Below are 15428 nucleotides of genomic sequence, written 5' to 3' on the forward strand. Positions count from 1 at the left end.
CTTTTCATGTTAAATGTATCCTTAGCTCTTCTTCAGACAAGCAGAAAAAGCTTCTATGAGTAATATCGGCTTCCTATTTAAAAATTACATAAAAAAAGAGCAGGCTTTTCCTGCTCTTACCTGATACTATATATGAACTTCTACATCGCTTTCTTCGCGCAGGCTGTTGACTAGCCCTTGTACTTGTTCGGATTCATTTTGCTGCCTGATTTGGTCTTCAAGGTCTTCTCGAATTTCATCAAGTTCTGGAGCATCGTCTCCCTGCATTTCAGCAACCTGTTCATAAACCTCTTCTACTTCCTCATCGGAAACATCTTCCTGCTCAGTTTCTTCTTCAATGAAACGATCTATTTTCAGCTGCTCACTAATGTCTTGTCTGAGTTCTTCTTCATCAAGACCTTGTTCTTCAAGGAATGCAATATACTCTTCCTCATCATCCAGTCCAGCCTGTTCTCTTTCCTGCTGAAGCTGCTCGTCCACTTCTTCATCTGTTACTTCATAGCCTTGCTCTTCAGCAGCTTGAGTAAGCAGTTCTAAGCCAATTAATTGTTCTAATGTTTGATCAATAAGCATTTGTTCACTTTCTTCATCTTCAGGATCTATGCCCTGCATCGCAGCAGTTTGAAGGGTGAATGAATAAATCTCGCCAAATTGTTCACTTGAGATCGGTTCTCCATTTACTTCGGCCACAGGATCTGGAAAGTCATCCATGTCAGGCTCATCCGGAAGCTCCATAGCTTCTTCATCTTCAAGCTCCATTTCTTCACCCTCAGGGGCCTCCTGTTGTTCTTCTTGCTCTAACTCTTCATCTGTTACTTCAGGTGAATCAGTATCATCATCTCCACAAGCAGCCATAACTGTTACAGAGATTGTCATTGCAGTCGCTAAAATCCATTTTTTGCTCAAAAGGATTCCCCTTTCTTTTCGTGTGCTGTTTCGTATTGTAACATATTCAACTTCTTCTATGTTTTTCTCAATTGTGATGAAGTTGTAACATACGCGTAACAAAGGAATTATTTCATAGTTAGACCTCTGTGATTCTCTCTATATCAAGGTACAGAGCATTTATGAGAAAAAGTGAAAGGAATCATGTAAAATTTTCAAAACCCCCTAATGCTTATGGAAGCACCCCAAAAAAACGATTTAGAGCAAAGAAAAAGGAAATAAGGGCAGCAAAAATGCACATATAGGAAAATCCTCTGCGCCTTTCATCGTCCTCTTTATATTCAAGTCCTAAAAACAGTAAAAAAGCACCGAACAGTATTCCAAACACACCTGGAATTTCTGTTGCTCCATCAGTGAATATAACCACTAAAGCCCATAGAACAGCCCCAGTTCCTGCTGCCCAACGAAGAATTCTAAAAGTTTTCTTATTCAACTCCATCACCTTCCTTTTCCTTACTTTATATTTTTACTATTTTTTGATTTTTAAAACACGGTACGTGAAATTTTTTTGAAGGGAAAAGGATTCCTTTGTAAGGATCCTTTCATCACTTCAAAGACGCAATACTTAGCCACGGTCTCTTGTCCTTCCATTCTATTTCACAAGGAACATCAAACGTGTTGGTCAGGTTAGAAGAGGTGATCACTTCCTCTTTTCGCCCGTTTCCTGCTGACCTTCCATTCTTGATGAGCTGCATGTGAGTGACAAAAGGCAGAATCTCTTCCACATGGTGAGTCACATAAATCACTGCAGGACTGTTCGGTGCCTTTGACAGGGACTCAAGCCGGGAAAGTAAATCCTCTCTCGCTTTAACATCAAGCCCGCTGCATGGTTCATCCAGTAAAAGAAGATCTGGTTCTGCCAGCCAGGCTCTTGCCAGCATCACCCTTCTCTTTTCTCCCTGGGAGAGCTGGTAAAAAACTTTTTCCTCTGCTGCCTCCATTCCAAAAAGAGAAAGGGCTTCTTTAGCATTGAGATATTCCTGGCGGGATAAGGGTGAATAAATACCAATGGAACCATACTTTCCGCTTGCTGCAATTTCTAATGCCGTATCTCCCGGCTTTGCCCGGTACCGGTCATCAAGTGCATCACTGACCCAGCCAATTTTCTTTCTTACTTCTTGTACATTGACTTGTCCAAATTTATTTCCCAAAACTGTAACGTTCCCTTTGGTCGGCCAAAGAAAGCCAGTAATAAGTTTTAAAATAGTAGTTTTCCCTGAGCCATTAAGACCGAGTAGACCCCAGTGCTCTCCTTTGGAAATGGTCCAGTCAAATTGTTCCAGAAGCGTTTTTCCTTGAATTTTGACCGTGATATTTTTTAGTTCAATCATTGGTTCATTTGATTTCTTCGTCATTTTTTCTGCCTCCGCAAATACAGTATCTTTTTTAACTATTCTCCACCATTCGATTAATTCCTTGTTTTGTGTGATGTTTTATTAGTTTAATGAAGCGAGGAAAAAGGAAAAGAAAGAGAAGATGAAGAGATATGTATAAAGACGGGAAATAAGGGAGGTATAAAGATGAAAAAACTTGGAATGCTATTGTCAATATCCTCAATGCTCGTATTTTTAGGGGCATGTGGTGACCAGCCGCCCGCCGATGAGGAAGAAGATATACCAGGCGACCTTGAAGAAAATGAATAGCACTAATAAACAGGCGGAACCAAAAAGGTTCCGTTTCTTGTTTTGTATCCACCCTATGTTACCCTGATAAAATAAAGGCTCTACACTATTTGTTGGGGTTTTAGAAAAATTAGCTATTAAAAAACACGCAAGCTCCGATATCCTTTACACTTGAATTGTCGAGAAACAAGAATAAGGATAGGAGTTGCGTGTACATGCATTTTATCATGAATATTCCCGGGTTTGAAGAAATGATCATAAAGAAAACAGAAACGATAGGGGATTCGTTCCATCTCCACGTGGAGATGGAACGAAAAGCCCAACGCTGCCCCGATTGTGGAAAGCGGACGAAACGTGTTCATGATTACCGCACTCAAAAAGTACAGCACTTGAAGATGTTTGAGAGAAACACGTATGTATTTTATCGAAAGCGTCGTTACGCCTGTTCCTGCGGGAAACGGTTTGCCGAGTCCACTCGCTTTGTCCAACGATATCAGCGTCACAGCGTGGAATGGAATCAAGCGTTTGGGCTGCGCATCATTCAGGGGAAAAACTTCAAGGATACAGCGCAACAGTTTCGAACGTCTGCTTCTACTGCCATGAGGCGATTTGATGCCATTTCTTCTCCCATGTTTCGAGAAGTCACAGAACTTCCTGAAGTCATTGCGATCGATGAATATAAAGGAGATACCGATCAAGGGAAGTTTCAGGTCATCATTGCCAATGGGAAGACCGCTGAACCTTTGGATATTCTTCCTGACCGTAAGGTGGAGACGGTGAAACAGTATTTACGCCAAAAAGGAAACAAGGTGGAAATGGTGGTGATGGATATGAGTTATCCCTTCAAATCTGCCGTACAGAAAGCCTTAGGAAACCCTGTGATCATCGCGGACCGTTTTCACTTTTGCCGGTATGTCTTTTGGGCTTTGGATCGTGTGAGAAGAAGAGTGCAGAAAGACTTTCATGAGTATGATCGAAAGAAATGTAAACGAATGAAACACGTGTTTAACAAACGGTACGAAGCTCTGAGCGAGAAGCAGCACTGGTATTTGGAGAGATACTTGGGTTTATCCGAGGAGTTACGGAGCGCCTACCGGCTGAAAGAAATGTTTCGGGGCTGGTTTGATCAAGCGAAAGCTGTTGGTTCTTCCAATGGGAGGATCATAAAAGAAGGACTCTATGCTTTTTACCGTGAGGTAAAGGCTTCTGGCATGAAAGAATTTATAAAGGTGGTTCAAACCCTCCAAAATTGGCAAATGGAAATCCTAAACAGTTTTACGTTTGGGTATACCAACGGGCCAATCGAAGGATTAAACAACCAAACCAAGGTAATCAAACGAAATGCGTTTGGTTTTAAGCGTTACGACCGTCTGCGTATGAGAGTCCTATTACATCATCAGGTAAAAGGAAAGACCATTCAAGTAGGATAAAGGGGCAGGAGCAAAAAGCTCCCACCCCAACATTTGACTTAGAACCAAAATAAACACCAATAGAGAAGGAAGATGCTTGATGCTGTTTTCCCCCTTGCCAGTGGACTTTTATCAAAAATCCACCCTCACACTTGCCAAATCGCTTTTAGGGCACATTCTTATAAAAGAAACAAAAGAAGGCGTTACAGCCGGTTATATCGTAGAAACCGAAGCGTATATGGGTCCTGAAGACCGGGCGGCACACAGCTTTAATAATAGAAGGACAAAACGTACAGAGGTCATGTTTGGTCCTCCTGGCTATGTGTACACGTATGTGATGCACACTCACTGTTTAGTGAACGTTGTAAGTGGTGAGCCCGGTAAACCAGAAGCTGTACTGATACGGGCAGTAGAACCATTCCTTGGGATAGAATTAATGTATGAACGTCGAGGTGATAAAAAGGAAAAGGATCTGACAAATGGCCCTGGAAAATTGACAAAGGCTTTCGGCATTATTAAGGACGATTACGGTCACCCCTTTCATCAGCCGCCCCTTTATATTGCTGAGGGGCGAAACGAGGAAAACATTTCTCAGGGGCCAAGAATCGGAATTGATAACTCTGGAGAAGCGAAGGACTATCCCTGGAGATTTTGGGTGACCGGAAATCCATTTGTCTCTCGATAGAATGGAGATACACTGGTCCAATATTTGAATTCTTCATATATTTTTTCACCTTTAATTAACCTGTCTCCTAAAACAACCCCACTTTCTTATATTTTGTGGGGTTGGCTTCAAGGAAAAATCATCTCATTCCTTTTTTGGTATACAGTTTTTTTGAAATATCTCCATAAAGGGTCCCTATTACTAAATAAAACGTTGGTCAGTTTTCATTTAAAAACTCAATAAAACTATCCACGTTGTTATCAATAAACAACAAGTCCGAATCGTCAAATACAGTTATTTGTGGGAGTTCTTTATCCAAAAACTCTTCATAATTTATATCGTTTAACGTAGAATCTACGGTTCCTGCTTCTCTTACTTGTGTATGCTCCTGAATACTAAATCTCACGTTAAACTCTGCTATTAAATTCTCTGATTCTACCCCATCATCATGAAAAAGATACACATGATAAGTTCCTGCTTCCTCTGCTCTAAAACTATTGATGAAATTTTCTTGGGATTGTTCTTCCCTTGTACAACCAGCCATCAAAAAAATAACAAGGAACAACAAAAGAATATTAGAACCTCATGCTATAGCCCCCTTTTCTCCTATGATACTTTTCGAATTTTATAAAAACAAAGATGGTGCTTTGAAAGAAAGGCTTGCTTATGTATAGAGGCAATTACCATAGAGAATAAAGGGTAAGAATGTATAAATTTTTTTTTGGTTTTCAGTGCAAATCGATCCCTCCATTCCCCCCTTTTAACTCAGAGGTTATTAGCAAATAAAGATCAGATTCGAATTAATTTTTGTCATCCTGCTATTTAGTAAGCGGATTTCCATAGATTTCACCCACCAATTATCATTTATGTGTTGTTATTTTGATAAAAAAAGGTAACCAATTCACAGTTAATTCGGTTACCTTTTTATTACGTTATTTTTTCTATATCTCCCACTAAAAAGAACGTGTTATTTTGGTATGATCCTCTTTTATGTTTCAGCTATTGTAACAGGTTTTCATTCACAAATTGGTACCCCTTTTCCGTAATGGTATATTCTATCCGGTCGTCTTTATTTGTTTCAATACGTAGCAGACCTTCCCTTTCAAGCTCTTCAATATAGCCTTTTTCAAAATGGAAGTCCCTTTTGTCTTCCATTGTCATTGAGTTTGCCTGCAACGTTCCTTTTTTGTTCTTTCCTTCTTTATACAGCTTGTACGCTTCCCGCAAATATTGTTCCTTCTGAACATCCATGGCTTATACCTCCTGTTAAAGACCGTCCTGAACCTTTGTTATCCCTGATTTTAACGCAGGAAATCCCTGAAAACGTTATCGTCCTGAATGACAATAACATCCTCTGGATGCTTGTCAGGATGCAGGGGGTTTTCTTGCTCGGCAAAGGTAATACTTCCTTTTTGCTCGAGATCATTGAGTACCTCCCTTATATCCTCTTGTTTAAATCCCTCTTTTTTACCTTCTTCTTCTAAAGCGCTTGCGAGGCGATTATCTTTTTGCACCATTTCATCAAAAAGAAAGATTTTCAGCTCTTTCGATTTACGACTCATCAGTACTCCCCCTTTCTAATTTATACGTATAGTTCCTTACTTTCCCTTACCTCTTTTCACCATTAATTATTCAAAAATTTCCTCTATTGCAATATAAAAAGCCTGGCTTCTTATAAAAGAAACCAGGCTTCCTTCTTAAAGACTAACAACAGTCAGAGCCAGCACTATTTTTCATAGTCAGTGACTTATTTCCTGACATATCAGCCTCTACATCCAATGTCACCGTATCCACGTGAGAGACAATCTGCTCTTCAATGGCTACGTTTAATCCGTTAATCTCCTTCACAACATCCGAGTCCTGTGGCTCATCCAGAGCCAGCCCAAATTTTGGACCTCCTCAGCCCATTCCGGCAAATACAACACGAATGTTAGACATAGAATGTTCTTTCATTACATCTTGGATAAATGATTTAGCTTCATTAGTAATTTCCATTCATCTCACCTCTTTTCACTACCCTATTGTAGATTAATATTTCCATTTTGAAAACTAAAAAAACCTCCGGGTGTCTCTCCAAAAACGGGCAAAATTTTCCCCGGCTATTCCTCTTACAATATTTTCATCATAACGCTTAAGAAGCCAATTTATCAACGCATCATAATCAGCAGGGGATGACAGGCCTTGAATCGTCTGGTCAATTCCATCAAAATCTGATCCGAAGCCAACGCGCTCAATCCCCCCTAAGCTGCCAATGTGATCAATATGGCTTGCCAAGTCATCCACTAAAGCTATTTTCTTTTCTGTAATAAACGGAGGATAAAAAGTAAGTCCGATAAAACTGTTTTTCTGAATCAGTGCCCGGATCTGCTGATCTGTTAAATTACGTTTATGTGCACAGACAAACGAGGAATTAGAATGACTTGCAATCAGGGTACCTCCGTGCTCAACCACATCCCAAAAACCATGTTCATTCAGGTGGGAAATATCCGTTACGATCCCGAGCTCCTTGTGTAACGTTACGACTTGTTTTCCTTTTGAGCTTAATCCGGCTCCTCTTTCTTCAAGGACACCGTCCCCTAGTTCATTTGCTTCGTTCCAGGTCAGGCTTGCCATCTCCACCCCCCAACGTTTAAGCAGCCTCCATAATACAGGATCTTCTCCTATATAACCTGCTCCTTCAAGGGCAAGAATTACCTGAGTTTTTCCTTTTCTCTCATGTAACGGCTGTCCTGGCTCCCATATGATGCACGGGTGAGTAATCACTTCTTCATAAAACAAATCCATCTGTGCAAGCAGAATAGAAAAACGGCTATGCTCGGCAGGTGCAACAGGCACAAACAGTGCGAACACCTGGGCGTTCACGCCTCCTTGTACAAGACGTTCAGCTGAAACGGACAAAGCAGGACTTTTGGAAAAGTTACGATCTTTCGTTTTCCACATTTTCCATAGGGGATCACTGTGAGTATCAGAGATGAACAAGACATCTCCTCCTTTATCCAAAAGTATCGGGTATATGCCCACCCTACTAGAAGGTTACAAACATAAACTAAAACAGACGCCAGTGATATTGGCAGCCATCAAGTTCAGAGGAGTGAAAAAAATGAATCGTAAACTTCCTTATGCAGAACCACCATTCCCTGTTCAACCTCACCATCCTTATTCCTCCCCTCATACGCCAAGAGGGCAGTATCATCCATATGCAATGCAACAGCCCTATCCTTACCCGGGAGGAGCTCCGCATCATGGAGGTCATAGAAGAAACTCTCCATTATCTGCGGTGATGAACGGGTTTGTAAATGATCAAGGAAACCTTGACCTGCAAAAAACAATGACTACAATGAATACAGTAATGCAGACTGTTCACCAGGTACAGCCTCTTGTCAGACAAATGTCCGAGTTATTTATTAAAAGATCATAACCGTTATAATGCTATCCTATGTATAACGATAATAGAAAAGAAAGCAAGGATTTATTCCTTGCTTTCTTTATTTTTTGTCAATGGAATACCATACGCAACGGTTTCATTTTTGTTTTTCAACATCCATCCTAAGGAAGGATGCTTATCGAGAACAGGATCAGGTCCTACCCTATTTGCAAATCTCTCATCAATGGTGATATTGATAGACTCTGCTTCCTCATTGTTCTGCTCTTGACCTTCCAGGACAAGTTCGTACTCAATTGTGCCTTGTCAGCCATGAGTTTCTTTTCCCGTAAGATAAATAGAAGCTTGCGTAGTGACAATGCTCTCAAAGACCGCTTTTTGTCCTCTATCTGTAATACGCATGCTTTCACCTCACCTTTCTATTATTACAGCAATGCTTTTTATCATACCCTTTGCTTTTCCGTAAAAAACGATTGCTCTGCTATCTTTTTCTTATTAAAAAAGTGAATTGCTCTATAAGCAACTCACTTTAAAAATATAATCTATAACGGTAAAGGCCTGTGAACCACTTTTATCTCACGGGGCATATTGCCGTCACTCTGGGCCTCCAAAAGTCGCTTGTACATTTTTTTTCCTTCACTCGCGTTAGCTGAATGAATCGTAATTCGTTGTGCATACACACCTTGTTCAATCATATGCATTACTACTGCGAATCCGTTTTTCTCCTTACTTCCCAAGTCATGGTCAAGTGAAAGGTGAGTGATTGGATTTCCTTCCCTTATAAGCTCAATACAGTCATCCGCCGTTTTCGCTAACACATGCTCCTCTGGACATTGACGTACATCATCTAAAAAAACATTTAGTCTCTTATTCAAGTAACCATATCCTTATAAAGCAGATTTCCGTTAGCAAGGGTTTCCATCTACTTCTTTCACCGTATCACAATCTGCCATCACTAACAACACCCGCATCCAATTCTCTATTTTGGATGACAGTAAGCTTCTCAATGGCGTCCTCTATGTTTATTGTCTGAACAGGCTTGTCCAGCTGTTTCACTTTATCGTTAGCCATGAAATCTAATTCCTTTATTTTTTCATCTTTGATACCCTGGATTTTCCCTTGTAAAAAAGGAAGGAGCTCTTTGATCATTGTCTTTTTCCAGTCTTCAATGAAGTCATCGACCCACGGACGAAGAGCAATTTCAAGCTTGTCTTTAAATTCCACATTTCCTTTTTCAATAAAAAACTCGTAGGAGCTCGTATATCCTTCATAAAGGGAGAGTACTGTTTTTCCATCTACCGTAAGTCCCTTTGCTACAGGATAAGTAGGGATCTCTGCCTTTGTGTCCCCACCTGAAAGCATCGGCTCAATTCTTTCACCTATTTTCTCAATATGGGCTTCGGCTTTTTTTATTTGTTCATTTAGAAAGCGTTCCAGGCGGATGTACGTTGCCCTGATTTCTTGTGTTAAATCATGTGAAAAGAAACGTAAGAACTCGTTGACCAGCTGCCTGAGTCGTCTTTTAAAATCTTCTTCGTCAGAAAACTGAAGAGGTGTAAATGTTTTTTTAAATTCATCAAAGTACCGATAAAACACCCTCTGTTTCACATAAAACAAAAGTTCCTCTATTTCTTGAGCAAGTTGCTTTTCATATACATCGGTCTCCATGTTTCTTATTTTCTCTATTGTTTCCTCTGATTTCTTCTGGTAAGTGAGCAGGGTTTCTTTCTTTTGCTTTATTGTTTCAAAAGCTTCTCCTCTAAGACGTAAAAGGCTCTCTTTGGCAAACTTTATATCATCCCAGCATTCTTTGATAAGAGTTTCATTCATGACCTGATGCCTGAACCCGTGGAATTGATGCCAAAAGTCTTCTATGCCGGCATAGTGAAGAAGTTGCTCTTTAGCAACAGAAGGATAATGAGCATTAAGCCATTTTTCCTCGGCTGAACTTAACTCCCCTGACTTTGCTTTGACTCCCAACAGCCCGCTTTTACTTGAAACCGGCAGTATTCTCGGGCGTCGAATTCCAAAAGTTATGAGCTCATCTTCTACATGCTTTAATACAGACGTAAGTTCTTCTTCACTTGAGGCAAGATCACTTGCATTCACGATAAAGAACATTTTGTCGTAACGGAAAAATTCCTTTATTCTTCCTAATTGAATAAGAAACTCCTCATCAGCTTTTGAAAAAGCATGATTATAGTAGGTTAAAAATAACAGAGCGTCTGCATTTTTCATATATTCAAAAGCCGTAGCCGTATGCCTTTGATAAACAGAGCTTGCTCCTGGTGTATCAGTTAGAGTCACCCCGCTGTTTGTGAGAGGGCATGAAAGATAGAAATAGGTTTCGGCTATATACATGGCGTGTTCTTCCTGAGCCGCTGCTTTTTGAAATGTGCCAAGGTCTGTTTTTTTCTCCTTGCCCAAATTTTCTTTATAGGTTTCATAGCTTTGAGCAAAGAGGGAAAGCTGCTCGAACCAGTCACCGTCTAAATAGGTAAAAGGATCTTCCCATTTCTCTTCCTCTTTCTCGTTGCGCTCATCTTTCTCTATCTCCGCCTGCTGCTTCCCTCTCTGCAGCATCATATCTCGTTTTTGCCACAAAGACAGAAACTCAGAAATGGAACTCACGGCAGTTTCACTAAATACTAGAATATCATTAAGATCGTTTAGCAAATCTTTTTCTGATTTATACATAATGAGTACTGTGCCATTTTTATTTTTATCATCAGGAGACCTGATATGGTTTATGCTGGCTGTGGTTGGATTAGGCGACACCGGGAGATACTCACCGCCAAGAAGGGTATTGGCAAAGGACGATTTTCCAGCACTGAAGGCCCCAAACAGTGCCACTTGAAATAAATCCTCTTTAAGCCTTTCAAGGCGTTCTAGAAGTCTTTTTCTTATCAATGTCAGGCCTTCAAAGGCAGATATTATGCCTGCTCCTTCTTCTATCCATCGGACTTGTTCACCGAGATTACCAGATGTCTCAGAAAGACGAGAGCGTGAACCATCATGCTCTGCCATGCTCCCTATATTGACGGAAAAACCTTTTCTTTTTTCTTTTGCATTTATTTTAAATGCTGACTCAGATGGTTTCTCTTCTTCAGTGGCTTCCTCAATAATATCTGATACACGGTCAATGTAGCTTGTAATCCTCTTCCTCCAAGCTGTTTGATATTCTTCTGCTTTCGCTGCCATTCTCCGCTTTTCTTCTGTAACCACTATTTGTCGCTTTAATGACTCCTGTTCTTTTTTCTTTTGCTCTTCAAGGTTCTGCTTCATTCTCCCAATGACCGGGTGAAGAGCTTCTTTAAATAGTAAACGGACTTCTGATACTAACAATCTGCAGTAGGTCAGCACATAATCCTGAGTAAATAAAGCACCTTTTCGTTCTGCTTTGCGAATGACTTCAGAGGTTATTGGAACATCAATGTTTTGGATCTCCTGTTCAATGTCAATATCGTCTATCCTGTACACACGAAGAAGGTCCTGTAATTTTTGCTTAAGATGGATCTCAATATAAGCCCTTACATTTTCCTGTAAGGAATGAGTCAAAGCCTCCAGACGTTCCTTTTGTTCACTTTTTGTCTTTCTCCTTGAAAAAAGGCCTCGCACTTTAAAGCTTCCCTGTCGTGATTCAAGATAGCTTCGCGCAGCATTCCGAGTGTGATAGGGAGTCAGCTTTGCATTAGAAAAAATATGGTCAAAGGCCCTTAACAGCTCCCTTTCCATTTCGTCCTCCAATAAAGGAAGAGCTTTCATTTTTTCCTCCATTTTTTCAAGCTCTATATTAAGCGAATAGGAAGAAACGCCTTTTTCCCATGTAAAGGTCAACCCTTCCTTTTCTTCTGCTTTGGATTGTTCCCAGGCTATATGTTTTTCTAATAATCGATAAAAGCCTAAAGCTGCCGTTTGAGTAATATCTTTTTCCTTATTTTCCACTCTGGATGACAGCTCTTCCTGTAAAAGCTTCCATTCATTTATTTCCAGCTCAGGTGAAAAGGAAGATAAAAAAAACGTGCCACTTGTGACAAGTGATTGTCTTGCTAACGTACTTGCGACCTTTTTTTTAAAGGATTTAAAAGAAAGTTCTGCTTCATTATGTTTGTCGATTTGACTAATCACTGCTACAGGGTACATATACCGTTCATTCAACTCTTTGATAAATGCCATATTCTCTGCCGATTCAACATGGTGATAATCCATCAAATACAGGATTAAATCTGCTTCATCAAGCTTTGCTTCCGCTGCCAGGCGATGAGCTTTATCTGTGGAATCAATTCCTGGTGTATCCATAATGATGACATTTTCAGGAATGCTGGTTGTCGGAGTAGCAATAGAGACTTCCGTAACCTCATCACCATCTTTGCAATACTCCTTTATGGCCTGAAGATCAGTTGGGTCTTCTAACAAGACAGGAGATTTTTCTTTAAATGTAACCCTTGCCTCATAATCCCCTTTTTTAATTTCAACAATATTTGCACTTGTCGGGATAGGATGTGAAGGCAGAAGATCTTTTCCTAGAAGATGATTAATCATTGTCGACTTTCCTGCAGAAAAGTGCCCACAAAAGGCTACTTTCCATTTATTCTCCTTCATCTTTAAAAGGAGTCGTTCTGCTTTTTTGGAGTTTTCAGTATCCCCGACGGCTTTCCATTGTTCAGCAAGTTCCTCCCCTATTTCCTGGAGCATTTGCTTGTTAAAGCTTTTTTGCTTCAGCAAAGTTTGAACTTCCTGTTTTGACAACAGAGCAGACTTCCATGTTCTCATTTCCTATCACCTGCAATATCGGTCTAGGGTTCCTTATTTAAGTGTAACGAATAAAAAATTGTCAGTCCACTTTATACTCTAGGTTTCTCTTAATGCAATTTTAAGACGCAACGAATAAAGGAAAAGGAAGAGGACGCCGGTAACCGCAAAAACGCCAAGGAGAGTATACAGTCCTTCTCCTCCGTAATGTTCCATCATCCATCCCCCGCCTAGCGATCCTATAACACCTGACAATCCAAAAAATGTAGTAATAAAAAGTAAATGCCCTGTAGCCTGTAGTTCTTCCGGCACTAGCTTAGAGATATACTGAAGAGCTGAAAAATACATCCCTCCAAAAGTAATACCGTGAAGAACCTGAAGCCAAAGAACATGACTTGGATCATCTATTCCTGCCATCATAAACCAGCGAAAGGCATACAGCAAACCAGCAATTAAAATAAAAAAGAGCGGGTGAAATCTGCGGAACCATAAGTAAGAAAGAAAAAAGACGACTGCTTCAGAAACAACCCCCACAAACCACGCCATTCCAATCAAAGACTCCGCTCCGCCAAGTTCTACGATAAACAACCCTAAAAAACTGTCATTTGCCCGGTGTCCTACCGAAATAAAAAAAATCATTCCCAGAAAAAACAGTACTCTTGGTTTCACTCCAAACTGAAGAGCATGAACGATAGTAACCGGTTTATTCGCAGGCTTAGCATCTGTGACCAGCCATGCCATTGAGAGGGCAAGAAGAGTAAAAAGCAAAAAGGGAACGTATAAATAAGAGACCCCCACACGCTCTAAAAAGAAACCACTGACCAGTGAGGTAATGGCGAATCCAAGAGAACCCCACATACGTATTCGCCCGAAGCTCAAGCCCTGCTGCATGGCTGTTTTCTGAGTCAAGCTGTCTCCAAGAGCCGTAGTTGGCGCAACAAAAATAAAGAGCATAAAGCCAAAAATGAACAGAGCATAGAATTCAGTTATCTGAAAAAAGAAGACGCTGACTACGGCCCCTGAACTAAGGCAGATTATAAGTATTTTCTTGATCGTTTTCCACTTGTCGCTCATGTACCCCCAGAAAGGCTGGGCAAACACAGCTGCCAGGGGCCCGATAGCAATCAACCAGCCGATTTGACTTTGTGACCAGCCTTCATTTTGAAAGTATACAGGAAGATAACTGACCAAGACGGTTAGGGCTGAGTAAGCAAAAAACAAGTAGCCCATAAGGGGAAGTGTCTGCCTGCGCATAGTTTTTCTCTCCTTTTCAATCTGTGGCCAAAAACGCTGTAGAAAATAAAGACCCCCATTAAGGGGGTGGGTGCAATCTTACAATAAAAAGTCTTGTTCAAATAAGTAGGAATAAGGGATGTCAATGAAGACATACATCTGCTCATTAATTGGAGAAGAATATGTTCTGATTAGTTCATCCTTATGGATGTCTGTATACAAATCAGACAAAAAGCCTCTCCCTTCATAATTCATACGAATAATATTTTCCAGAAAGTAAGGGCGCCAGCTCCAGTTTTTTGATTTATCTTCCGGATGATACTCCCATGTTCCTTCTACTTTCACAGCATTTCCAGATTGCTGAAATCCATCTTCATTACATATATATACCCGAAAACAAAGATCATCAAGTCGCTTTGCTACGACTTGGGCAAGATGATCATAATCCTTTTGATCTTTAAGATCATGCAGTGCTTCTTGAAGACGTATGTTTAATTTTTCACTCAAAGTAAGCTGAGCCTTAATTTTTTTTCTTTCAAAATCAAGAAAGTGGTGGAAATCCTTTTTAAGGCTTTCTTTATATTTAAATGGATCAACGAAGTCAGAAAGGTCTTTTTCCAAATATGAACCTTGATAATAACGAGCCCCGTGACGCCAGGCATAGTTTAACTGGTTAAATGTGCTGATTCTCTTAAACAAGAGAGCAGCACCTATCTTTCTTGAAAGCATGGATAACGAGTGAAGAACTTCCCGGTAGACATCAGGAAAGGATCCATCATCAATGAGGTCCATATTCACCTTAATAATATTCGGACGCAAATAAGCAATGCGGTCCAGGTGGGTGCCGCTTTTTTCCACATCATCAATCGCCACTTTTATTCCGACACTTTGCACATATTGAATAAAATATTTAAGATGAGACACCTCACCATGAAAGTCATGTTCAGTAATGATGAGGACAACCCTGGTCATATCAAAATCCTCATTTTCCTCTCGTGCTCTAAGCCTGGAAATAAATTTGTCGGCCCCATCTCCCACTAACAGGTTGGCATCCACATTTAAAAAAAGATTCCCATCCTGCTCCTCGTCAATATATTTCTGAATGGCCTGATCCTGAATATATTCATCCATGTCCAGCCTATACTCTTCAGGAACCGACTGATCTTGGAAAAAAGAGCCTAAACTGATGATTTCTTCTTCATTTTTGAACCTGCCGACTACTTCATAACCAATGACATCCTGTTTATCGGCTCCTATCACAGGCTGAAAATAAGGAAGAGCCTTGTCTTTATGTAAAACGATATCTAATGCATCCATTTTTTATCACCTTTTCTATCCGTTACCACATCTCTCCATGTTTATTATATCATGGCTCATCTTATTATAAAAAATCAGGAGCATTCTATGTAAACCTTTCTCAT

Annotated in this window: 16 protein-coding genes; 4 read left to right on the plus strand and 12 right to left on the minus strand. The window is 40.3% G+C overall.

The genetic code is table 11. From position 1 onward, the window contains the following. Positions 1 to 126: 126 nt before the first annotated feature. The 3 genes from CEF17_RS08175 to CEF17_RS08185 form a co-directional block, all read right to left on the minus strand. Positions 127 to 906 (minus strand): SurA N-terminal domain-containing protein, encoded by a 780-nt coding sequence (locus CEF17_RS08175; RefSeq protein WP_054637029.1) that lies wholly within the window; start codon positions 904 to 906, stop codon positions 127 to 129. Positions 907 to 1117: 211 nt separating this feature from the next. Continuing rightward, entirely contained in the window at positions 1118 to 1378 is a 261-nt protein-coding gene (locus tag CEF17_RS08180; protein ID WP_157842983.1) for a hypothetical protein, read from the minus strand. A gap of 112 nt (positions 1379 to 1490) precedes the next feature. Then, positions 1491 to 2300: an ABC transporter ATP-binding protein gene (locus CEF17_RS08185; RefSeq protein ID WP_100399104.1), complete on the minus strand. Its 810-nt coding sequence runs from the start codon at positions 2298 to 2300 to the stop codon at positions 1491 to 1493. A gap of 165 nt (positions 2301 to 2465) precedes the next feature. Here CEF17_RS08185 and CEF17_RS20855 point away from each other — a divergent pair, with 165 nt between their 5' ends. From CEF17_RS20855 to CEF17_RS08195, 3 genes are all read left to right on the plus strand, one after another. Next, a complete protein-coding gene (locus CEF17_RS20855) occupies positions 2466 to 2588 on the plus strand; it encodes a hypothetical protein (protein ID WP_269758310.1) in 123 nt (40 codons plus the stop codon). A gap of 188 nt (positions 2589 to 2776) precedes the next feature. Further along, positions 2777 to 3997, plus strand: a complete 1221-nt coding sequence (locus CEF17_RS08190) for an ISL3 family transposase (RefSeq protein ID WP_100399105.1) — start codon at positions 2777 to 2779, stop codon at positions 3995 to 3997. A 79-nt stretch (positions 3998 to 4076) separates the two neighbouring features. After that, a complete protein-coding gene (locus CEF17_RS08195; RefSeq protein ID WP_100399106.1) occupies positions 4077 to 4661 on the plus strand; it encodes a DNA-3-methyladenine glycosylase in 585 nt (194 codons plus the stop codon). 196 nt (positions 4662 to 4857) lie between these two features. Here CEF17_RS08195 and CEF17_RS08200 read toward each other — a convergent pair whose 3' ends face one another. The 5 genes from CEF17_RS08200 to CEF17_RS08215 form a co-directional block, all read right to left on the minus strand. Further along, entirely contained in the window at positions 4858 to 5208 is a 351-nt protein-coding gene (locus tag CEF17_RS08200; protein WP_198508931.1) for a hypothetical protein, read from the minus strand. A 431-nt stretch (positions 5209 to 5639) separates the two neighbouring features. Further along, positions 5640 to 5891 (minus strand): hypothetical protein, encoded by a 252-nt coding sequence (locus tag CEF17_RS08205; RefSeq protein WP_100399108.1) that lies wholly within the window; start codon positions 5889 to 5891, stop codon positions 5640 to 5642. Between the two features lie 50 nt (positions 5892 to 5941). Then, positions 5942 to 6202: a hypothetical protein gene (locus CEF17_RS08210; protein ID WP_100399109.1), complete on the minus strand. Its 261-nt coding sequence runs from the start codon at positions 6200 to 6202 to the stop codon at positions 5942 to 5944. Between the two features lie 142 nt (positions 6203 to 6344). Next, positions 6345 to 6635 carry an iron-sulfur cluster assembly accessory protein gene (locus CEF17_RS21035; protein ID WP_442857434.1) on the minus strand — a complete coding sequence of 97 codons (291 nt, stop codon included), beginning with the start codon at positions 6633 to 6635 and terminating at the stop codon, positions 6345 to 6347. Between the two features lie 54 nt (positions 6636 to 6689). Beyond that, complete coding sequence (locus CEF17_RS08215; RefSeq protein WP_157842985.1) at positions 6690 to 7619, minus strand: dipeptidase; 930 nt, start codon at positions 7617 to 7619, stop codon at positions 6690 to 6692. A 121-nt stretch (positions 7620 to 7740) separates the two neighbouring features. Here CEF17_RS08215 and CEF17_RS08220 point away from each other — a divergent pair, with 121 nt between their 5' ends. Continuing rightward, positions 7741 to 8058: a YppG family protein gene (locus CEF17_RS08220; protein ID WP_157842986.1), complete on the plus strand. Its 318-nt coding sequence runs from the start codon at positions 7741 to 7743 to the stop codon at positions 8056 to 8058. A 506-nt stretch (positions 8059 to 8564) separates the two neighbouring features. Here the strand turns inward: CEF17_RS08220 and CEF17_RS08225 are convergent. From CEF17_RS08225 to CEF17_RS08240, 4 genes are all read right to left on the minus strand, one after another. After that, positions 8565 to 8897 (minus strand): cyclic-phosphate processing receiver domain-containing protein, encoded by a 333-nt coding sequence (locus CEF17_RS08225; protein WP_100399112.1) that lies wholly within the window; start codon positions 8895 to 8897, stop codon positions 8565 to 8567. Positions 8898 to 8961: 64 nt separating this feature from the next. Continuing rightward, the gene (locus CEF17_RS08230; protein ID WP_100399113.1) at positions 8962 to 12795 is read right to left on the minus strand and encodes a dynamin family protein; all 3834 of its coding nucleotides are present in this window, start codon (positions 12793 to 12795) and stop codon (positions 8962 to 8964) included. Positions 12796 to 12873: 78 nt separating this feature from the next. Then, on the minus strand, positions 12874 to 14028 hold the full coding sequence (locus CEF17_RS08235; RefSeq protein ID WP_100399114.1) for an MFS transporter: 1155 nt from the start codon (positions 14026 to 14028) through the stop codon (positions 12874 to 12876). Between the two features lie 78 nt (positions 14029 to 14106). Further along, on the minus strand, positions 14107 to 15324 hold the full coding sequence (locus CEF17_RS08240; RefSeq protein WP_100399115.1) for an EAL domain-containing protein: 1218 nt from the start codon (positions 15322 to 15324) through the stop codon (positions 14107 to 14109). Between the last annotated feature and the right edge of the window lie 104 nt (positions 15325 to 15428).

The sequence above is a fragment of the Bacillus sp. FJAT-44742 genome (assembly GCF_002797315.1).
Taxonomy (GTDB): Bacteria; Bacillota; Bacilli; order Bacillales; family Marinococcaceae; genus Thalassorhabdus; species Thalassorhabdus alkalitolerans.